At 70.3% G+C, this 18,781-nt stretch carries 22 protein-coding genes; 17 read left to right on the top strand and 5 right to left on the bottom strand.

The window, feature by feature from the left end:
- Window positions 1-65: 65 nt before the first annotated feature.
- Window positions 66-1,037 (top strand): helix-turn-helix transcriptional regulator, encoded by a 972-nt coding sequence (locus IE153_RS28125; RefSeq protein WP_189592597.1) that lies wholly within the window; start codon window positions 66-68, stop codon window positions 1,035-1,037.
- A gap of 97 nt (window positions 1,038-1,134) precedes the next feature.
- Here IE153_RS28125 and IE153_RS41830 read toward each other — a convergent pair whose 3' ends face one another.
- Entirely contained in the window at window positions 1,135-1,329 is a 195-nt protein-coding gene (locus IE153_RS41830) for a hypothetical protein (protein WP_229829210.1), read from the bottom strand.
- A gap of 323 nt (window positions 1,330-1,652) precedes the next feature.
- Between IE153_RS41830 and IE153_RS28115 the strand changes: the two genes are divergently transcribed.
- Window positions 1,653-2,402 carry a transposase family protein gene (locus IE153_RS28115; protein ID WP_189592595.1) on the top strand — a complete coding sequence of 250 codons (750 nt, stop codon included), beginning with the start codon at window positions 1,653-1,655 and terminating at the stop codon, window positions 2,400-2,402.
- A 77-nt stretch (window positions 2,403-2,479) separates the two neighbouring features.
- On the top strand, window positions 2,480-2,785 hold the full coding sequence (locus tag IE153_RS28110) for an adenylyltransferase/cytidyltransferase family protein (protein ID WP_229829240.1): 306 nt from the start codon (window positions 2,480-2,482) through the stop codon (window positions 2,783-2,785).
- 130 nt (window positions 2,786-2,915) lie between these two features.
- Here the strand turns inward: IE153_RS28110 and IE153_RS28105 are convergent, their stop codons facing one another.
- Entirely contained in the window at window positions 2,916-3,473 is a 558-nt protein-coding gene (locus IE153_RS28105) for a CGNR zinc finger domain-containing protein (RefSeq protein ID WP_189592593.1), read from the bottom strand.
- Between the two features lie 103 nt (window positions 3,474-3,576).
- Between IE153_RS28105 and IE153_RS28100 the strand changes: the two genes are divergently transcribed.
- From IE153_RS28100 to IE153_RS28085, 4 genes are all read left to right on the top strand, one after another.
- Window positions 3,577-4,740, top strand: a complete 1,164-nt coding sequence (locus IE153_RS28100) for an epoxide hydrolase family protein (protein WP_189592592.1) — start codon at window positions 3,577-3,579, stop codon at window positions 4,738-4,740.
- Between the two features lie 203 nt (window positions 4,741-4,943).
- A complete protein-coding gene (locus tag IE153_RS28095; protein ID WP_189592591.1) occupies window positions 4,944-6,383 on the top strand; it encodes a hypothetical protein in 1,440 nt (479 codons plus the stop codon).
- Window positions 6,384-6,594: 211 nt separating this feature from the next.
- Complete coding sequence (locus IE153_RS28090) at window positions 6,595-7,122, top strand: DUF4232 domain-containing protein (RefSeq protein WP_189592590.1); 528 nt, start codon at window positions 6,595-6,597, stop codon at window positions 7,120-7,122.
- 290 nt (window positions 7,123-7,412) lie between these two features.
- A complete protein-coding gene (locus IE153_RS28085; protein ID WP_189592589.1) occupies window positions 7,413-8,045 on the top strand; it encodes a class I SAM-dependent methyltransferase in 633 nt (210 codons plus the stop codon).
- A 42-nt stretch (window positions 8,046-8,087) separates the two neighbouring features.
- Here IE153_RS28085 and IE153_RS28080 read toward each other — a convergent pair whose 3' ends face one another.
- On the bottom strand, window positions 8,088-8,705 hold the full coding sequence (locus tag IE153_RS28080) for a TetR/AcrR family transcriptional regulator (RefSeq protein ID WP_189592588.1): 618 nt from the start codon (window positions 8,703-8,705) through the stop codon (window positions 8,088-8,090).
- A 68-nt stretch (window positions 8,706-8,773) separates the two neighbouring features.
- Between IE153_RS28080 and IE153_RS28075 the strand changes: the two genes are divergently transcribed.
- Entirely contained in the window at window positions 8,774-10,108 is a 1,335-nt protein-coding gene (locus IE153_RS28075) for an alpha/beta fold hydrolase (protein ID WP_189592587.1), read from the top strand.
- A gap of 30 nt (window positions 10,109-10,138) precedes the next feature.
- On the opposite strand, the gene IE153_RS28070 is transcribed toward IE153_RS28075, so the two are convergent.
- Window positions 10,139-10,777, bottom strand: a complete 639-nt coding sequence (locus IE153_RS28070; RefSeq protein ID WP_189592586.1) for a TetR/AcrR family transcriptional regulator — start codon at window positions 10,775-10,777, stop codon at window positions 10,139-10,141.
- Between the two features lie 68 nt (window positions 10,778-10,845).
- Here IE153_RS28070 and IE153_RS28065 point away from each other — a divergent pair, with 68 nt between their 5' ends.
- Window positions 10,846-12,471, top strand: a complete 1,626-nt coding sequence (locus IE153_RS28065; protein WP_189592585.1) for an FAD-binding oxidoreductase — start codon at window positions 10,846-10,848, stop codon at window positions 12,469-12,471.
- Between the two features lie 21 nt (window positions 12,472-12,492).
- Here the strand turns inward: IE153_RS28065 and IE153_RS28060 are convergent, their stop codons facing one another.
- Window positions 12,493-13,131: an HAD family hydrolase gene (locus IE153_RS28060; protein WP_189592756.1), complete on the bottom strand. Its 639-nt coding sequence runs from the start codon at window positions 13,129-13,131 to the stop codon at window positions 12,493-12,495.
- 208 nt (window positions 13,132-13,339) lie between these two features.
- On the opposite strand from IE153_RS28060, the gene IE153_RS28055 reads away from it, so the two are divergent.
- The 8 genes from IE153_RS28055 to IE153_RS28025 form a co-directional block, all read left to right on the top strand.
- Window positions 13,340-13,675, top strand: coding sequence for a hypothetical protein (locus IE153_RS28055; RefSeq protein ID WP_229829208.1), 336 nt, complete (start codon window positions 13,340-13,342; stop codon window positions 13,673-13,675).
- An 80-nt stretch (window positions 13,676-13,755) separates the two neighbouring features.
- The gene (locus IE153_RS28050; RefSeq protein WP_189592584.1) at window positions 13,756-14,595 is read left to right on the top strand and encodes a restriction endonuclease; all 840 of its coding nucleotides are present in this window, start codon (window positions 13,756-13,758) and stop codon (window positions 14,593-14,595) included.
- Window positions 14,596-14,667: 72 nt separating this feature from the next.
- The gene (locus tag IE153_RS41825; protein WP_229829206.1) at window positions 14,668-15,294 is read left to right on the top strand and encodes a hypothetical protein; all 627 of its coding nucleotides are present in this window, start codon (window positions 14,668-14,670) and stop codon (window positions 15,292-15,294) included.
- 179 nt (window positions 15,295-15,473) lie between these two features.
- On the top strand, window positions 15,474-16,058 hold the full coding sequence (locus tag IE153_RS41820; protein WP_229829205.1) for a Fic family protein: 585 nt from the start codon (window positions 15,474-15,476) through the stop codon (window positions 16,056-16,058).
- Window positions 16,059-16,115: 57 nt separating this feature from the next.
- A complete protein-coding gene (locus tag IE153_RS28040; RefSeq protein ID WP_189592583.1) occupies window positions 16,116-16,541 on the top strand; it encodes a DUF6003 family protein in 426 nt (141 codons plus the stop codon).
- Between the two features lie 290 nt (window positions 16,542-16,831).
- Complete coding sequence (locus IE153_RS28035) at window positions 16,832-17,350, top strand: toxin-antitoxin system HicB family antitoxin (RefSeq protein WP_189592582.1); 519 nt, start codon at window positions 16,832-16,834, stop codon at window positions 17,348-17,350.
- A 97-nt stretch (window positions 17,351-17,447) separates the two neighbouring features.
- Entirely contained in the window at window positions 17,448-18,290 is an 843-nt protein-coding gene (locus tag IE153_RS28030; RefSeq protein WP_189592581.1) for a DUF4097 family beta strand repeat-containing protein, read from the top strand.
- A gap of 77 nt (window positions 18,291-18,367) precedes the next feature.
- Window positions 18,368-18,781, top strand: a 414-nt coding sequence (locus tag IE153_RS28025; RefSeq protein ID WP_438817940.1) for an ATP-binding cassette domain-containing protein, incomplete at its 3' end; no start/stop codon positions are given.

Below are 18,781 nucleotides of genomic sequence, written 5' to 3'. Positions count from 1 at the left end.
TCGGTGTTCAAGAGCCTGCCAACGAATCACGACACCCTTCGTCATGTATTGGATAGGGTCCTCGCATGCGCGCCGATCGGCTGGTCTCGCTGGTGCTGCTGCTGCGTCAGCGCGGTCGGCTGACCGCGGACACGCTGGCCCGCGAGCTGGAGGTGTCCACCCGTACCGTGCTGCGCGACATCGAGGCGCTGTCCGCAGCCGGTGTTCCGGTCTACGCCGAACGCGGCCGCAACGGCGGCTTCGCGCTGTTGCCCGGTTTCCGGACCGAGCTCACGGGGCTCAACCACGACGAGACCGTCGCCTTGCTGACCGCCGGATCGGGGCGCGGCGAGCAGGTGTTCGGCCTTGGCTCGGCACTCGCCTCGGCGATACGCAAGGTGACCGACGCGCTGCCCGAAAGCCATCGCGCCACCGCGAGCGACGCGGCCCGGCGTTTCCTCGTCGAGCCGGAGACCGACCTGCTCTCACGCCGGCCGGCCCCGCAGGAGGTGGCCGGAGCGACGATGACCGAGATCCGGCGCGCAGTGCTCGCCGGGCACCAACTGCGCATCCACTACGCGGCGACGGGCCAGGCGCCGCAGTGGCGCACGGTGGACCCGATCGGCCTGGTCACCGTGCGCGACCGGAGCTACCTGCTGGCCACGAGATCCGGCGCGGACCGCACGTACCGGTTGTCGCGGGTGCTGGCCGCCGAGGAGCTTTCCGAACCGGCACGGCGACCGGACCAGGTCGATCTGGACCGGGTCTGGCGGGAACGCTGCGCGCAGTTCTTGTCCGGCGACCACATCGCCGTGCTGGTGCGGGTGGCCCCGCAGCGGCGGGAGGACCTGATGAGCAGCGCCGTCGCCGTCCGCGCCGCGGCACCCGACCCGGGCGGCCGGCTGCGGCTGGAGGCGACGTACCAGGATCTGCGGCACGCCGAGTGGGCGTTGTGGCAACTCGGCACGGATGCGGAGGTCTTGACCCCGGGGGCGTTGCGCACCGTCCTGCGCGACCGCGCCACCGCGCTCGCTACCCTCTATGAAGACGGGGTCTGAGCCCGTGGGCCGTCAACCCACGGAGCATTTTCAGCGTGACCACCTATCAGGTGACAGCTCCGGCGCCTCTGGCGTCAAGCACTTGCCGGGGAGGCAGTCAGTTGAAGGCGTCGGTCATGCAGTCCACCCGGCAGTCGGCAGCCTCATAGCGCTGGCGGAGGGCGGCAGCTGCTTCTTCGCGCTCCACGAAGAGGTACCCGTAGTGCTGGCGCGCCACCCTGGTCACGTCTCCGACCGTGACGATGGCCGGTTCGTCGTGTGCGGCCCGGCGGCGCGCTCCGGCGATTGCCATGTCCGCAGAGCGCAGCAGGTTTCTGGAACGGTCCCGGATCACGGCTGCCTGGGCCCGTTTCGCCGAGAGGGGACGCAGGACACGTCCCCTCCAAACGTAGCCGGCGGCGACAAGGATGAGACCGAGCGCTACGAACAGGAGTCCGCCAGGGGCGTGAGGTCGCATCCATCCAGTCTTCACCATTCGCGTGGTGATCGTCATGCCCGCGTCGGCGGCCTATTGTCGGAGCGACTTGGTGTCGGAGAGCCCTTGCGCAACGCACGAGGCTCCCGTGCCCTTGAGGGAGGCGTTCGAAGTCTCAACCCACAGGCACAGGAGCCGCGTTGGATCCGTATTCTCCCGCACTCGACCTGCCTCACACCCTGGTCGATTGGGTCACCATGCTCATCGTCACCCGCAAGGGTGACCGCCGCTGCAAGCTCCCACCGCATCAGCGTGCCCTGGTCGGCCTGGTGTACCTGCGCCGGCACGACACCGTCGCCCAGCTCGCTGCCGGGTTCGGCATCTCCGTCGGCACAGCCCACGCCCACACGACAGCCGTCGTCGACCTGCTCGCCGACCGGGCTCCCGGCCTGCTGCGTGCTGTGCGCGAGACGGACCCGGACTACGTCCTGCTCGACGGCACCCTTGCCGAGTGCGACCGGGTCGGCGACAGCCTGGCCGACTACCCCCACGAGCACCGCCGACACGGGGTGAACGTGCAGGTGGTGACCGACCCCGCCGGGCGGCTGCTGTGGATCTCGCCGACGATGCCCGGCCGCGCGCACGATCTCACTGCGGCCCGCGCCCACCGGATCATCCGGATCTGTGAACGCCAGGGCGTCCCGATCCTCGCCGACCGCGCCTACATGGGAGCCGGCCCATGGGTGACAACACCCCTCAGACGCCCGCCGGGCCGTGACCTCACCCCGACCCAGCAAACCATCAGCCGAGCGCTGGCCACGGCACGGGCACCGGTCGAACGCGGCGTCGCACGACTGAGGTCCTGGCGGATCTTCCGCAAGTCCCGGTGCAGTCCGAATCGAATGTCGTCAATCTCCGCGGCCGTGCTCATTCTGGAGCGGCAACGCTGAAAGACCTCACGGATCCATCCCGGCGGTTGGCCGCCCTGGCACTTCACCACAGGAGGCCGCCGCTGGCCTTTCCGATCATGCGGGCCCTCTTCCCAGGATCCTTCGACCCTGTCACTCAAGGGCACCAGGACGTATTGCGGCGCGCTGCCCTCCTGTTCGACGAGGTCGTCGTGTGCGTGATGTTCCATGCGAACAAGACCGGTCGCTTGCCCATCACGGAACGGCTGGACCGGCTCCGCGCCGCGGCAACCGGTCTGAGCAACGTCACGGTCGACTCCCACACCGCCCTGGTCGACTACTGCCACGGAGCCGGAATCGACGTCGTCGTCCGCGGAGTTGCGGCGTTCACGACCTGGACCACGAAATGCCCATGGCCCGCATGAACCGCGAACTGGCCGCCGACCCCGACCTGGCTCACATCTCCTCCACCCTCGTCACCGCGATGAGTCAGCGGGACCGAGTCCCAGAACGATGATCTGAGCGAGCCTGATCAAGCCACGGCTCCGGGAGCCGTCAGGGGCGCTTGTTGGCGTTGAAGCGCGCCTTCTTCTGGCGATTCCCGCACGTGTTCATTTCACACCATTTGCGGGAACGACTTTGGCTGGTGTCGAAAAAGGCCGCTCGGCAGGTTGGCGATGCGCACAAGGCCAATTTTCCGTCGCGTTCGCCCGCGACGATGCTGATCGCGTCGGCGGCGATGACACCCAGGGCATCCTCCACGCAGGAAGGCGAGCTGAGTCGCCATTGCCGATTGCCCTCGGGCGTCAGGATGGCCGCGGCCCGACCCTGAGCGCTGCAGGCGTTGATGACCTGTACCGCAGATGCAGGGAGATCTTCCTGGCTCGCGGTCGCTGTCAGGACGGCGTGAATTGATTCCCTGAGTTCCCTGGCCAGTTCGAGCTGGGCGGTGGTGCAGGACTGCACGGCGAGGCCGCTCACCGCCAGCCAGTCGACGAGTCGTCGAGGCACCGGAATACGTTCCACAGGGTCTCCGCGACGCTCGGTCAAGGTCGCCGTGAAGCTGGTCGCCAGCACCTTGCCGAGGCGGAAGTCAGGGAACCGATCATGCATGGAACCACCTTAGCCGGTTGCAGGCCGACATCGAGACATGCTAGAACCACCTTAGACGGTTCTCAGCAGGTCCGAGCCGGTCCCACGACGACCAGGAGGTCCCATGCCCGGCGACGTGCACGCATGCGAAACCCACGCATCCGACGCCGATCTCGACGATCTGCGCGCGCGGCTGACCGCGGCGCGACTACCGGAGCCCGAGACGGTCCGTCGCCCCGCGTGCGGTCCTCCCCGATGGGAACAGGGCGTTCCGCTCGACGACCTCGTCGACGTCGTGCACTACTGGCGCACCGGCTACGACTGGCGGGCGTTCGAGGAACGCCTCAATGACATCGGCCAGTTCCGCACGACCATCGATGATCTGGGAATCCACTTCCTGCACCGCCGATCCGCGCGCGCGGATGCCACTCCTGTGATCTTGACGCACGGCTGGCCGGGCAGCATTGCCGAATTCGTCGATGTAGTGGACGAGCTGGCGGATCCGAAAGACCCAGATGCCCCGGCGTTCCACGTCGTGGTTCCCTCGCTGCCGGGCTTCGGTTACAGCGACAAGCCCGCCACCACCGGGTGGGGAACGGAAAAGATCGCGGCCGCATGGGTGGAACTCATGGGAAGGCTCGGCTACGACACGTTCGCAGCCCACGGCGGCGACTGGGGAGGCAATATCACGACGGTTCTCGGCGGCAGGTTCCCGGCGCACGTTCTCGGCATCCACACGACGTTCGCGGAGGGACCGCCCGGATTGACGATGGACGGGCTGACAGCGGTCGAGCGCACATGGGCCGAGGAGACCCGCGACTTCTGGCGCCATCGCGCCGCGTACGCGAAACAGCAGGCGACGCGACCGCAGACCATCGGCTACTCGCTCGTCGACTCACCGGTCGGTCTTCTCGCCTGGCTCCTCGACAAGTTCGCCGAGTGGTCGGACACGGAGGACAGCCCGTTCGAGACCCTTTCCAGGGACCGTGTTCTCGACGACGTCACCCTGTACTGGCTGACGCGGACCGGCGCGTCGGCGGCCCGCATCTACTACGAAAGCCACAACTCGCTCGATCCCGAACTCCGGGTCGACGTCCCGTCGGCAATCACCATGTATCCCCGCGACGTCGAGAAGTGTCCACGCGCTTGGGCACAGGAGCGATACCGACAGATCGTCCGATGGGGGTCACCCGAATCCGGGGGACATTTCCCGTCGCTGGAGGTTCCCGAGTACTTCGTCAAGGATCTGCGAGAAGGCCTCGCGGCAGTGCTGGCCGCTGGTCGGTGACCACACCTGGCCCTGAGGCCCGCAGTCAGCGCGGTCGCCCGATGCGGGCTGCGAGCCGGCCAGGGCTTGTTCCGGGATCGCCGAGCACGCCCCCTCGACCAATATGAATTCAATTGCGGCGGCATTCAGTTGCTTGCGGAGGCGCCCCTAGCATCGAGCCCTCCGCGTGAGGGACGCGCCAGGAGGAACAAGGAGAGCGCCGGATGAGAGTGCCGCCGAGACCTTCCCGGAACGGACGCCTCAGGTCCGTGTTTCCCGCCGTCGTTGCCGCCGGCCTTGCCGTATCCGTACTTTCCGCGCCTGCCGCGGCTGCCCAGGAGCCGGCGCCCGCCGAGTGTCCGGCGAGCCTCGAGGACTCGGCGACCTGTTACACCGGGCAGAGCGCAGACGGCGCCTACTACGCGATCGCCGTTCCCGAGAAGTGGAACGGCTCTCTGGTCGTGCACGCACACGGCGGACCGGACCTGGGCGAGGAATCCGATCCCGAGCGCAGCATCGGCGACCTGGAACGCTGGTCGGTCATGGTGGAGCAGGGTTACGCGTGGGCCGGCTCCTCCTATCGCCGCGGCGGCTGCGGAACCAGGATGGCCGCGGCCGACACGGAGAGCCTGCGCCGCCTCTTCGTCAAGCAGTTCCACAAGCCGAAGCGGACGTACATCCACGGCCAGTCGTGGGGCGGAAACGTCGCCGCGAAGACCATCGAGATCTACGGCTCCGAGAAGCACGGCCCGTACGACGGCGCGCTGCTCACCAACGGCGTCCTCGGCGGCGGCTCCCGCGGCTACGACTACCGGGTGGACCTGCGCGTGGTCTATCAGTACTACTGCCGGAACCACCCGCGGGCGTCCGAGGCGCAGTATCCGTTGTGGATGGGGCTGCGCGCGGGTTCGACGATGACGACGACCGGCCTGCGCGCCCGGCTCCAGGAGTGCACCGGCTTCTCGTCCCCGCCCGAGGAGCGCACCGCCCTGCAACAGCGCAACCTCGACGACATCCTCGCCGTCACCAAAATCCCGGAACGGACTCTTGAATCGCACCTCAGGTTCGCCACGTTCACGTTCCGCGACATCGTGCACAACCGGCTGGGCGGGCGGAACCCCTTCTCCAACAAGGGGGTCGTCTACTCCGGCTCCCATGACGACGCCGCTCTCAACGCGGGCGTCGAGCGCTTCTCCGGGGACCCCACGGCGGTGCGGGACCTCTCCTACGACAGCGACATCACCGGGAGGGTCTCGATCCCCGTCCTCACCCTCCACGCGATCGACGATCCGACGGCGTTCGTCGAGCACGAGGCCGCCTACCGGGCCGGCCTGCGCGGCGCCAAACGCGACAAGCACCTCGTGCAGACCTTCACCGACGAGCACGAGCACAGCGGGCTGAGCACGTCCGAGTACGCCAATTCGATCTCGTCACTGGACGCTTGGGTCCGCAGCGGGAAGAAGCCCACCCCGGCCTCGATCGCGTCCTCCTGCCCCACGTTCGACTCCTCGTACGGCACGGGTTGTTTCTACAAGCCGGCCTTCACGCCCGCTCCGTACGCCACACGCGTGAACCCGCGCCCCGACGGTCTGGACTGGCCGGCCCTCTCGGCCCACCAGGAGAAGATGTGGAGCCGGCTGCCCTCGGTGGGCATCGCGCCCTGAGCTGCCGAACGGGCGCCGACCCGACCCCGTACGCACTCCGCATCCCGGCATGCCGTTCCAGGCAGTCCGTGTCTGTGCTGGTCAGCACCCGTTTCAGCGTTCCGGCGTCCCGAAGTGACCGCCTTGTGTAGCGGGTGGGACAGATCGCGGAAGAGGCTGAGGTCGTCCAAGCAGCTCGCTGGACAGTCCACTTCGCAGCATGGAGATCTCGATGCGTTCGCGCTTTGCCGCCCCCTCCGCCCGCCTCGCCCTCGCCGCAGTCGCGGCGGTGGCCGTCACCGCCACCGCGGCCGGCACGGCCACGGCCACGGCCGACAGCCGAAGCGCCACCGTGCGGGCCTGCGCAACCAAGGACCTGAGCTTCAAGGTCACTCTGAAGACGCAGGCGGGCGGCTACTACCTCGTCACGGCCAAGGCCAAGTCCGGCGTCACCTGCTACCTGGAGGGCGTCTTCCCCTCCGCGTCCTTCGGCTCCTCCGCCGACACCGAGGTGGCGCCCGCCGAGCACGCGGTCAGTGACAGGGTCACCCTGTCCGGCTCCACCGCCGCCTACGCCGGCATCAACCCCAAGACCACGAACAACGACTTCGGTAAGGAGTTCGACTTCCTCCACCTGTCCGTCGCGGGCGACGAGACCAACGCCGTCACCCTGGCCCTCCCCGACACCGCCACGGTCGACCGGCCCGTCGCCACGAACTGGCACGCCGACCCCGCCGACGCCGTCCCCTTCGCGAACTGACGCCCCGCGCCGGGCATCGCGCACCGAGCCCGATGACGGCGGTACCACCGAGGGGCGGGGCGGCATCACAGCACCTCCCCCCATGGCGGCCGTAGCACCGAGGAGCCGGGGGGGGCGGCACCACGCCCCCTCCCCCGATGACGGTCACGCCCCCCGGCCGACGGACATCCCGTCGGCCGGGGGCGCAGCCGTTGCTCGACCGCGGAGACCTTTTGCCGTAACCGCAACATCCCGTGCCGAGCCGTACGGGTCCTGGCAAGACTGAGGGCACACCGACACATGGAGGCCTGATGAGCAGCACCGATGCGGTCACGTTCTGGGACGACGTCTACGCGGGCCGCCCCGCGGCCGACGGCCCCCGCCCCAACGCTCGCCTCACCGAGGCGGTGACGGGGCTCGGCCTGTCACCCGGTGAGGCGCTGGACCTCGGATGCGGCGAGGGCGGCGACGCGTTGTGGCTCGCCGGGCAGGGGTGGCGTGTCACCGCGGTCGACATCTCGGCGGTGGCGGTCGAGCGGCTGACCGCCCTCGCTCGCGCCCACGCCCTGGCCGACCGAGTCCTCGCGGAGCGGCACGACGTGCAGGAGTCCTTCCCGTCCGGCGCGTTCGACCTGGTGTGCGCCCACTTCCTGCACACCCCCTTCGGTCTGGACCGCTCGACCGTCCTGCGAACGGCCGCTCATGCGCTGCGGCCCGACGGACGGTTGCTGGTCGTCGACCACGGCTCGACCGCGCCATGGTCGTGGAACCAGGATCCCGACCTCCGGTACCCGAGCCCGCTGGAGGTCGCCGCCGGCATCGATCTGAACCCGGCGACCTGGACGGTCGAGCGGGCCGACGCACCCCGCCGGATCGCGACCGGCCCGGACGGGAGCACCGCCGAAGTCACCGACCACGTACTCCTGATCCGCCGCACCGCCTGACGGCACCGAACATCAGGCACGGGCGCGCGTGCGTCCGCCGCGTCATGACGCGGCTTCGGCCCTGCGAAGGCCGCTGAACACCGCGGGGGTCGTCCATCCGCGCAGGACGGCGTGCATCGTCGACCTGAACGCGGAATCCGCGGTGGCCGCGTCGAGGGCCCCGGCCAGTTCGAGCGTCACGAGTCCGTGCATGGCCGCCCACATCGACAGGGCGATCGACGTCGCTTCACCGGCGAGGACGGACTCCGTCACGGCGCGGTCGATCGCCGTCAGGAGCGGGCGGATCGGGTCGTCGACGCCGACCTCCCCCGACGGGTCGAAGGACTGCACACCGCCGAACAGCACCGTGTACAGGTGACTGTGGCCTCGCCCCCAGCGGCGGTAGGCGACGGCCAGCGCGTAGAGATCGGCCAGCGGGTCCTCGGACGCCGGCACCGCCGACACGTCCTGGAACAGTCCGGCGACGGCTCTGTCCCGCACCGCACCGATCAACCCGTCCTTGCCACCGAACAGGGAGTACACCGCCGTTGTCGACGTCTCGGCGGCGGCGGCCACGGCACGGACCGTCACCGACTCCCGGGGACCCGTCGCGAGCATCTCGGTCGCGCACACCACGAGCCGCTCTTTGACTGCCTCGTCGTTCGTTCTCGGCCTACCCACGACCGACAGCCTACCGCCTCTGATAACGTCGTTTTGAAACAGCGTTATGAAGCCGTCGGAGGTCTGCCATGCCCATATCCGTCATACGTCTCGCCCGCGTCGCCGGGCGCTTAGCTCTGGCCTTGGCCGGCGTCGTGGCCCTGGTCGTCGCCTTCGTCGGGCTGATCGCCCTGACAGACGGGGCGGGTTCAGGGCTTGCGGCATGGTCGACGACCGTTGCCGTCGGGGCCGCCCTCGCGATGTGGCGGGCGCGGCGCCGCGGTTGGCCGGCGCGGCTCGTGCCGTTCGTGCCGGTGGTCGTCGCGGCGGCGCTGACGGCCACGGTCTGCGTCCCGACCGTGGCGACGACCCGGCAGCCCCCGCCGGCCCTGCCGTTCGTGGCGACACAGCACTGGAGTCTCGCGACAGGCAGCAGGGTCGCTGTGTACCACTACCCGCCCGCCGACCGGGGCCCCCGGCATCCCGTCCCGCTCGTGTACCTCAACGGCGGGCCGGTCCGCGGCATCTCGGTGCTCGACCACCGCTTCCTGCAACTCCTGGCACGCCAGGGCCACGACGTCTACGCCTACGAGCCGGCCGGCGCCGGGCGAAGCGACCTGCTCCCCATGGGCCAGTACACGATCTCCAGGTCGGTCCGTGACCTGGCGGCCTTCGTCGACCGCCTGGGCAAGGGCAAGGCCGACGTTCTCGGATTCTCCTCGGGCGGGGTCGTGCTCACCCGGGCCCTGGCCGATCCGGGCGTCGCCGCACGCCTGCACCGGGCGATCATCGCCGACCCCGGCCCCATGGACGGCCCTACCGCACGCATGGCCGGACCAAAGGGACGCAAGTCCGCCCGGGGTCTCGCACCGGCCGTGACCGGACCGCGATCGACCCATGTCCCCCGGTACGCCGTGGCATTCGGCCTCATGCGGCTCGGACTCCTCACCCCTGACACCGGGTTGATCGGACAGGCCGAGGGCGACAACGCCTTCACCGCCGCGGATCTCGGCAGCGACACGGCCTCCGCCTACTGCGCGCGCGACGCACACCGCATTCCCACCGAGGACACAGCGCGCACCTTCTCCTTCAGTCCCGCCGCCAGCCTCCGCGTCCAGCAGACGATCAAGGACTCGCCCTCCATCGCACGGCGACTGGGGCAGTCCCGGGTCCCGGCGATGCTGATGATCGCCGAGTGCTCCTCGCAGGTCCGTCGATGGGCGACCGAGATCCTCGCCCACGACCCCGCCGTCCGGCGGACGCAGGTCATGCCCGGCGTCGGACACCACATGTGGAACGGCCTGGACGACAACAACGACCGTGCCGCCGCCGTCGTCACCGCGTTCCTCCGGGACAAGCCGGCGCCCCTGCCGAACCATCCGACCCGCGACGAGATCCCCGCCTTTCTGCGCGACCGCAAGTAGGTGCCCGGCGAGGGCGGTTCGGCCGGCCGCTCAGGCGATCTCGTCGTCGGTGGCGAGGAGGGTGCGGCCGGCCGCGAAGAGTCGCGCACAGCGCTGTGTCATGGCTTCGGGCGACTGGTCGGGGTGGTTGACCCACCAGCGGACCAGTGCGGTGCACAGACCGCGCCACGCGTAGGTGAGGGCGTCCGCGTCCAGCGGGTCGCCGGATCCGGCCGTCCGCAGGAGGTCGGCGGTGCCGGTCGCGGCGAGGTCGTCGATGGCGCGGCGGTAGTACGCCGCGCGGTGGGCGGCGTCGCTGTCGGGCGGCAGCGTGGCGTCGTAGAGGACGAACCACGCCTCGCGCTGCCCGTCGAGCGCGGTGAACAGGGCGTGCAGCACACGCAGGGCGGTGGGTCGGGACGCGGAGGCGGGTTCGGCCATGGCGGTGCGGATGGCGTGCAGGAGACGGTCGCCCACGGGGTTCAGGCAGGCGAGGTAAAGGTCCTGCTTGCTGCCGAAGTAGTGGTGGAGCAGGGGTTTGGTGACGCCGACCCGGGTGGCGACGGAGGCCACGGTGGTGGCCTCGTAGCCACGGCGGCCGAACTCCTCGGTGGCCACCGCCAGGACCTGTCGTTCGCGGGCGGCCCTGGGGACCCCCTTGGTACCGGCCTTCGAGGAGGGTGTTGTCATGCCCTTCATATTACCCTACGGTAATTTTCCGTAGGGTAAATTCACCGGACCTTGCTGGGAGCACACGTATGCCCGCCTCGCCTTCCGGTCACGGCGCCTCCCGCACTCGCTCGTGGTGGGGCTGGGGCTACGCCGACTCCCACCCGGACGACGCCGAATGCGTCGCGATGGGCGCTCTGTTGCCGGGCACCCTGGCCCGCCCCTTGCCGATCCCCCGGGTCGCCGACCTGGCGATCGCCCGCCCCGGGGTGACACCCCCGTCCTCGCTGGCGCACCTCGTCAGCACCGATCCCGAGGTGCGCGCCGCCCACGCCATGGGCAAGGCCTACCGCGACATCATCCGGGCCCTGCGCGGCAGGCCGGGCCGGATCCCCGACCTGGTCGCCCGCCCGACCGACGACCGGGAGGTGGCCGACCTGCTGGACTGGGCCGGCGGGCAGGGCGTGGCCGTCATCCCCTTCGGGGGCGGCTCCTCGGTGGTCGGCGGCGTGGAGTACCGCGGCGACACCCACCGTGCCGTGCTGTCGCTGGACCTGACGTCGATGGACCGGGTCCTGGAGATCGACACCGTCAGTCGCTCGGCCCGTATCCAGGCCGGGGCACTCGGCCCCGTACTGGAGGAGCAGGTGCGGCCCCACGGTCTCACCCTGCGCCACTTCCCGCAGAGCTTCGAGTTCTCCACCCTCGGCGGCTGGCTGGCCACCCGGGCCGGGGGCCACTACGCCACCGGCCGCACCCACATCGACGACTTCGTACAGTCGCTGCGGGTGGTCACGCCCGCCGGATCGAGCACGTCCCTCCGACTGCCCGCATCCGGTGCCGGGCCGTCACCGGACCGCCTGTTCCTCGGCTCCGAGGGTGCGCTCGGTGTCATCACCGAGGCGTGGATGCGCTTGCAGGAACGTCCGCGCCACAAGGCGTCGGCGTCGGTGGCGTTCGCAGACTTCCCGGGCGCGCTGGAGGCGGTGCGGGGCATCGCCCAGTCCGACCTGTCCCCCGCCAACTGCCGCCTGCTCGATCCCGGCGAGGCTCTGCTGTCCGGCGCTTCGCAGGACGGCTCCTCCGTCCTGGTGCTGGGGTTCGAGTCCGCCACCGGTCGTGTCGACGACCGCCTCGCGAGCGCCCTGGAGCTGGCGCGGGCTCATGGGGGCCGGGTCGGAGCGCCGACGGCGAACGCGGGCACCACCCCGGCCGACGGAGACGTCCCGGCCGACGCGGCGGTGAGCGCCTGGCGTTCGGCCTTCCTGCGCATGCCGTATCTGCGCGACGGCCTGGCCCGCATGGGGGCCATCGTCGACACCTTCGAGACAGCGGCCACCTGGGACAGGATCCCGGCCTTGATCGATGCCGTCCGCACCGAGGTCGGCTCCGTCGCCCTCAAGGCCACCGGACACCCGGCCACCGTCAACTGCCGCCTGACGCACGTCTATCCCGACGGTGCCGCGCCCTACTTCACCGTGGCCGTCGCCGGCCGCCCCGGCGAAGAGGTCGGCATCTGGGACGACATCAAGGCCGTCGCGAGCGACGTCTTGCGCCGCCACCGCGCCACGATCACCCACCACCACGCCGTCGGCCGGGACCACCGCCCCGGCTACGACCTCCAGCGCCCCGAGCCTTTCGCGCTGGCGCTGCGCGCCGCCAAAGACGCCCTGGACCCGCATCACATCCTCAACCCGGGCGTACTGATCGACTGACCGAAAACCTGGGGGACACGCTCAGACTGCGGCAGTCTCCTCCGAGTCGCTCATGCGGGCCAGGATGTGCGGGGCCGCCTCACGCAGACTGAGGAAGTGGCGGTGGACACCCTCCACCGGGTCAGGGGCGTTCACGCCCCACACCGTCATTCCGGCGCGCAGCCCCGATCGCACTCCGGAAGGTGCGTCCTCGATCACGAGGCAGTGTCCGGGCTCGGCGCCCAGCCGAGCGGCGGCCCGCAGATAGGGCATGGGAGAGGGCTTGCCCTCCTCGACAGCGGCCGCGTCCACGATCACGTCCGGCACCGGCAGGCCGGTCCGCAGGAAGCGGCCGCGCACCCGGTGCTCGTAGTTCGACGTCACCAACGCCCAAGCCCCCGGCGGCAGATTGCCCAGCAATTCAGAAGCACCGTCGAAGGCCGTATAGACGCCGGACCGAACGTCCTCGTCCTCCAACTCATGCAGCACGGCCAGGCATTCACGCGCATCACGGTCCGCGGCGACCTGAGCGAACGTCTCCATCGGTCGCGTCCGCAGCGCCACCCGGTAGACCTCGTCCGGATCCAGCCCGTACCGCTGCGCCCATGTTGCCCAGACCCGACGCTGGTTGCTCACCGCGTCGATCAGCGTGCCGTCGACGTCGAACAAGACGTACTTCATGCGGCCCGGCCGCCCGCCTTCACTGATCACTCATCGATCATGCCAGGCGTCCGGCGGGCGCTTCGGGACAGCTCACCGAGGCATCGGCCGTGTCAGAATGGCGACATGATTCTGATCCGAAAGGGCAATGCCGCGTAGGCGTCCGAAGGTCGTCCGCTCCGAGCGGTGGCGGCCACCCAAGCACCTGCCGGTTCGCCGGATTCCCTCCGTGTCGGCTCGAACTCGGGCCGCAATTCGGCGTGTTGAGGCCGAGCATCTGTGGCCCGACGCCGTCGCTGTCGCTCTCAGCCGCTTCGATGGGGCCTTCGCAGAGCCGGGGCGCTATCTGAGTGGCCCGTACGAGAGTCCCGGCATCGAGATCGAGGACGGTCGGGACGACCTGGACGAGGTCCTGCGGTATCTGCCCGGAGGGGCCCGCGTGGATCTCGGCCGCCTGGTGGCGCGTATCGACGCGGAGTTCGAGCGCCGCACCCTCCCGGACCCGGGTTGGGCGAGCGAGTGGACCGCGGGGCGTTGGTGGTGGTGGCGCATCAGAGAACGGTGACGACGGCCGGAGCGGTGAAGGCGTTGATCTTGGGCAGACGGTGGGAGTGATCTTGCTGTTGTCCCAAGAGGGGGGATGTCGTGACAGTGCCTGCGCCTCGTACGGCGTTTGTGAAGCGCCACCGATACCGGTTCGACCTTCGGTCGACCACCCTGTTCTTCGTGTTCCTCGCGGCGGTCGTGTGCGCCCTGGGTCTCGCCGCCCGCGTGGCGGCGGGCGCTCTGGAGCGCCGTCCGGCCTGGGTGTTCGTGCTGGTCCTGATAGGTGTCGCAGGCTGTCTGGGCCTGCGGCGCAGGTGGCGCGTGGCGGGAGTGGCGCGTCAGGCCGCGGCCGCGCTCGACGAGGCGGCCAGGGAAGCGGCCGAACAGCTGGAGGCTTCCGCGGGTTCCCGTAGGCGGTCGGCGGTAGGGGCCGTGGCGGTCGACTACGACGCCCTGACTCCGGAGGAGGTCGACCACGACGGCCGAGCGTCGGAGGAGTTCGACCACGCCGCCCTGACTCCGGAGGAGTTCGAGGAGGCGATCGCCGCGCTCTGCGAACGCGACGGCTGCTCCGACGTCGAGGTCGTGGGCGGCGCCGGTGACCTGGGCGCCGATGTCCTGGCGGTGACGCCCGACGGGCGCCGGATCATCGTCCAGTGCAAGCGCTACGACGAGTCCCACCGGGTCGGATCCCAGGATCTCCAGCGTTTCGGCGGCACATGCTTCACCGTGCACGAAGCCGACGTCGCCGTACTCGTCACCACCAGTGACTTCACCGCGCCCGCGCTGGAGTACGCCGAGCAGTGCGGGATCCTGTGCGTGAACGGGGAGACCCTGGAGGCGTGGACGGACGGCACCGGCCCCCGCCCCTGGGACGTCGCCCCGGAAACCGGGACGGCCGGCGCGGCCGGCTGCGAGACGGCCGGCGCCGGATCCTGAGCGGCGGTACGCGCTGACCGGCTCGGTGGCAATTCGCTTGATCGGGCTGGGTCGGACACGCAGGCTTGCGCGGTGATACGTGAGCTGACCCCTGGGTTTCCTGGCTGGGACGAGGTGGATCCGGCCCGCCACCCCTTCGACGCGGCGTCGGCAGCGCGGGTGGTCCGCTCGCCCGGCCCGGCCCGGTGCGTGCCGCGCAGGCCGGACGTCCCCTTCGCCGATCCGGCGATGGGCGCCTGGAGCTGGGGCGAGGCACGGTTGTGGGCCGATGCCATGTCGCAGGCGCTGGTGGAGCAGTACGGCCGTTGGGCTGCGGGCTTCCGCTGGTCGCACGACGAAGGGGACTTCGGCGGAGGGCCCGTCGGACACTGGTGCCGCCCGCGCGATTCGATCACCACTCCCGAGGAGACGCTCACCCGCGTGGTCGCGGCGCTGTGCGAAGGGCGCGGGTGGCTGGAGAGTCTCGCCGGATGGATCGACGCGTACCCGCTGGATCTGGAGACCGTGGAGGACGACCGGCTGATGTGGGACCGCGCGGCCCGCAACCTCATCCTCCAGGTCACCGACCGCACCGGGTGCGGCAGCGGCTGGCACGGGCACTGCCGCCAGGTGCTCACCTGGTTCCTCGACCGCTGGGCCGTCGCACCCGACGTCACGGAGGAACTGGTCGAGCAGGCGATCGGTGGGGGCGGTTCCTGAGCTGGACCGGCCCTGACGCCGCGCTGGTCGACGATGTCGCGGAGCGGCTCGCGGGGTCCCTGCGGCCGGCGGACCGGGCGCGGTCCGCCGAGCCGCTCCCGGACCACCTCGAGCGCTGGCTCGCGGTGCGCGAGAGCGTGCCGTGGCAGCAGGCCCCGGACAGCGGCGCGGAGGGACCGGTGACCCCGCGTCAGGACGGCGTGGCCGAGGACATCCGCGGCTTCGACGGCGCCCTCGACCCGGCGCGGGCCGACGGTCTGCTCACCGCCCTGGAACTGCTGCGGGATGACGCCGGGCGCCACGCCCGCCTCGACTTCGAGCTACTGCAGCGCTGGCAGCGGCACGTCCTGGGCACCTCACAGGCGCCGCCCCTGCGCAGCCGTCCGGCCTTCGCGAAGGGCGGCCGGGAGCGCTACGGCATCGCCCCGGACATCCGAGCCCGCCTGGATGCCTGCCTGGCCGAGAGCGCATACGACGCAGCACGGCTGCTCCCCCTGACCGCTCGCGCCGCACGCGCCTACCTCGACGTCTGCTTCTTCCATCCGTTCGACGACGGCAACGCCCGGTCCGCCTTCCTCGCACTGATCTTCGTGCTCGCCCGCGAAAGCATCGCCCTCGACGGGGTCGTCCTGCTGCGCCGCGTCACCTTCCAGGCTGATGAGCCCAAGGACGCACTCACCCTCGCCAGGTGCATCGACACGCACATCACCGAGACCCGGCGCCGTGCCGTCTCCCCCGATCGAGTGCCGTGGCCTCGGCGCTAATCCGGGCGCGGCGGGGTAAGGGATGTCGACCAACACCCTGTTGCGAAGGAGCCGAGGATGACCGACGACGCCTATTTGTTCCTGCTCGACGACGCGTCCGCGCAGCTCGGCGTGGTGCCGGCCGCCGTCGGTGAACTCGCCTGCATGGAGACTCCCGCCGTGCGCGCGTGGCTCGACGCCCAGGGAAGCACGCCGACCTCACCGCACCTGCGCCTGCTCCCGCCGGAGGAGAGGGCGGCCGTGCCCGAGGGTGCGGAACGACTGCCCGTTCCGCTGAGCGAGGAGGAACTGGTCCGCCTCCGCCACCACCTGGTGCCGGAGCCGCTGGCCCGGGTCGAGGAGGAACTGCTCGCCTACCGTGACTCTGCCGACGGGCGGGACGGCCTGATCGGTCGAGCACTGGCTGCCGGTGTGGCACCGCACCGCATCGTCGAACTGACCGGGGTGGATCCCGCGACGGTGACCGCTGCCGCGAGCAGTTGACGACGAAGGGCGCGGGCATCCCGTGCGCCGCGTCCGTTCCAGCATTCGGCCCCGCCGGGCGATCACCACCGGGCGGGGCCGATCAGTGTGCCCGCCCACCGCGTGGCACCATGTGGTGCCACATGGCGCCATCTCACACCCATGTGGGCACCACCAAGACAGTGACATCACAATGCCTCAAGATGCCACCATCACATTTGTGCAGGTAGGAGGGCTCGCCGCAAGGTCGCGACCTACAGGAGAACCACAGAGTCTTGCATGTGGCGCCATAGTGGTGCCATGATGACGCCATGGACCTCACCCCGTACGTCGAGACCCTTCGCCGCGAACTCGCGGTGGCCGCCGAAGCCGGTGGCGACGAAGCGCGAGAGCTGGCCGAGAGGCTCACCGCTCCCCTGGAGTCGGCGACCCGGCTGACCATGCTCAACGTGCTCTCCGCCGCAATGGACGAGATCACCCGTGAGCTCGCCCCCGGTTCGGTCGACGTACGCCTGCGCGGCCTCGACCCCGACTTCGTGGTGACACCGCCACCGACCTACGGTGGCGCCTCCGCGGAGCCGTCGGCGCCCGTCGAACCGCTCAGGGCCCCGACTCCGGCCGACGCCGACGAGGGCGGCACCGCCCGCGTCAATCTGCGCCTGCCGGCCCACCTCAAGGCCCGGGCCGAGGAGGCCGCGGCCCGCGAGGGCCTCTCCGTCAACGCGTGGCTGGTCCGCGCCGTGTCGGCCGCGGTCGACGGCGGCACCCGGCCGCGCACGGCGGAGAAGACCCAGAGCCTCGGACAGAGCTTCACGGGCTGGGTTCGCTGACCGCGACCGGCGGCTCGCGGCACCTCACCCACAGCACCTCACGACACCACGTCCCACCAGCGGGGACGTTCCGAAGACCCAAGAGGACGGGACAGCCATGCCTTCTTTCGACACTCCTGAACCCATCTCCGCCACGGCCCACGTGGAGGCCGGGTCCATCCAGTTCACCGCGGGCGACCGCGTCGACACCGTCGTCGAGGTACGCCCCCGGGACCGGAAGAAGGACCTGGACGTACGGGCGGCCGACCAGACCGAGGTCACGTACACGGGCGGCGCACTGACCGTCAGGACGCCCAAGTCCAGCCTGTTCGGTCGCACCGGCACCGTCGATGTGACGGTCGAACTGCCCACGGGCTCCCACGTCGACACGACCGGCTCCTGGACCCAGGTGCTCGGTGAGGGACGGCTCGGCGAGGTCCGCGTGAAGACCTCGTCCGGCGACGTACGGTTCGACGCGACCGGCCCGCTGAAGCTGACCGCGTCCCACGGCTCGATCACCGTGGACCGGGTCGACGGCCCGGCCGAGATCACCACCAGTTCCGGCAGTCTGCGCGTCGGCCTCGTCGACGGCCCCGCCGTCCTGAAGAACTCGCACGGCACCACGACCGTCGACGTCGCGACCGGCGAACTGCGGGTCAGCGGCGCCAACGGTGACATCGAGATCCGGCGCGCCGAGGACGCGATCACCGCCACCACCGCCCACGGCACCCTGCGTGTGGGCGAAGTGGCCCGCGGGACCGTCCAGTTGGAGACCAGCTACGGCGCCATCGACATCGGCGTCCGCGAGGGCACGACCGCCTGGCTCGACGTCAGCTCGGTCTCCGGACAGGTGCGCAACACGCTCACCACGTCCGACGCCCCGGAGAAGACCGAGGACACCGTCAGAGTCCGCGCCCGCACCAAGCACGGCAACATCGACATCCGTCGCGCCAAGGCCTGAGCATCACGCCCCTCAACCGGCGCCACCCCTAGTCCACTTCAGCCTTCGAACGGGAGGGCTTCATGCCTTCATCTGTCATGTCCACATCCAGCCAGGGACACGCGTCGGCTCCCGCCGTCTCCGCCGTGGGTCTGCGCAAGTCGTACGGCGACAAGACCGTCCTCGACGGCCTCGATCTCCACATTCCGGCCGGGTCCGTGTTCGCGTTGCTCGGGCCGAACGGCGCCGGCAAGACCACCGCCGTGAAGATCCTCTCCACCCTCATCACAGCCGACGGCGGACACGCACAGGTCGCGGGCCACGACATCGCCACGTCACCGGACGGGGTCCGGGCCGCGATCGGGGTGACCGGTCAGTTCTCCGCGGTCGACGGCCTGATCACCGGCGAGGAGAACATGCTCCTCATGGCGGACCTGCACCACCTGCCCAAACGCGAGGGACGCCGCGTCGCCGCCGAGCTGCTGGAGCGCTTCGACCTCACCGACGCGGCG

This window comes from Streptomyces massasporeus, assembly GCF_014648995.1.
Lineage (GTDB): Bacteria > Actinomycetota > Actinomycetes > Streptomycetales > Streptomycetaceae > Streptomyces > Streptomyces massasporeus.
This window is presented reverse-complemented; position numbering and strand designations above follow the sequence as displayed.

Excerpts from the sequence above, each read along its gene's own strand:
- IE153_RS28125 (WP_189592597.1), top strand. The coding sequence starts at position 66 with ATGCGCGCCGATCGGCTGGTCTCGCTGGTGCTGCTGCTGCGTCAGCGC.
- IE153_RS41830 (WP_229829210.1), bottom strand. The coding sequence starts at position 1,329 with ATGGCAATCGCCGGAGCGCGCCGCCGGGCCGCACACGACGAACCGGCC.
- IE153_RS28110 (WP_229829240.1), top strand. The coding sequence starts at position 2,480 with ATGCGGGCCCTCTTCCCAGGATCCTTCGACCCTGTCACTCAAGGGCAC.
- IE153_RS28105 (WP_189592593.1), bottom strand. The coding sequence starts at position 3,473 with ATGCATGATCGGTTCCCTGACTTCCGCCTCGGCAAGGTGCTGGCGACC.
- IE153_RS28100 (WP_189592592.1), top strand. The coding sequence starts at position 3,577 with ATGCCCGGCGACGTGCACGCATGCGAAACCCACGCATCCGACGCCGAT.
- IE153_RS28095 (WP_189592591.1), top strand. The coding sequence starts at position 4,944 with ATGAGAGTGCCGCCGAGACCTTCCCGGAACGGACGCCTCAGGTCCGTG.
- IE153_RS28090 (WP_189592590.1), top strand. The coding sequence starts at position 6,595 with ATGCGTTCGCGCTTTGCCGCCCCCTCCGCCCGCCTCGCCCTCGCCGCA.
- IE153_RS28085 (WP_189592589.1), top strand. The coding sequence starts at position 7,413 with ATGAGCAGCACCGATGCGGTCACGTTCTGGGACGACGTCTACGCGGGC.
- IE153_RS28075 (WP_189592587.1), top strand. The coding sequence starts at position 8,774 with ATGCCCATATCCGTCATACGTCTCGCCCGCGTCGCCGGGCGCTTAGCT.
- IE153_RS28070 (WP_189592586.1), bottom strand. The coding sequence starts at position 10,777 with ATGACAACACCCTCCTCGAAGGCCGGTACCAAGGGGGTCCCCAGGGCC.
- IE153_RS28065 (WP_189592585.1), top strand. The coding sequence starts at position 10,846 with ATGCCCGCCTCGCCTTCCGGTCACGGCGCCTCCCGCACTCGCTCGTGG.
- IE153_RS28060 (WP_189592756.1), bottom strand. The coding sequence starts at position 13,131 with ATGAAGTACGTCTTGTTCGACGTCGACGGCACGCTGATCGACGCGGTG.
- IE153_RS28040 (WP_189592583.1), top strand. The coding sequence starts at position 16,116 with ATGACCGACGACGCCTATTTGTTCCTGCTCGACGACGCGTCCGCGCAG.
- IE153_RS28035 (WP_189592582.1), top strand. The coding sequence starts at position 16,832 with ATGGACCTCACCCCGTACGTCGAGACCCTTCGCCGCGAACTCGCGGTG.
- IE153_RS28030 (WP_189592581.1), top strand. The coding sequence starts at position 17,448 with ATGCCTTCTTTCGACACTCCTGAACCCATCTCCGCCACGGCCCACGTG.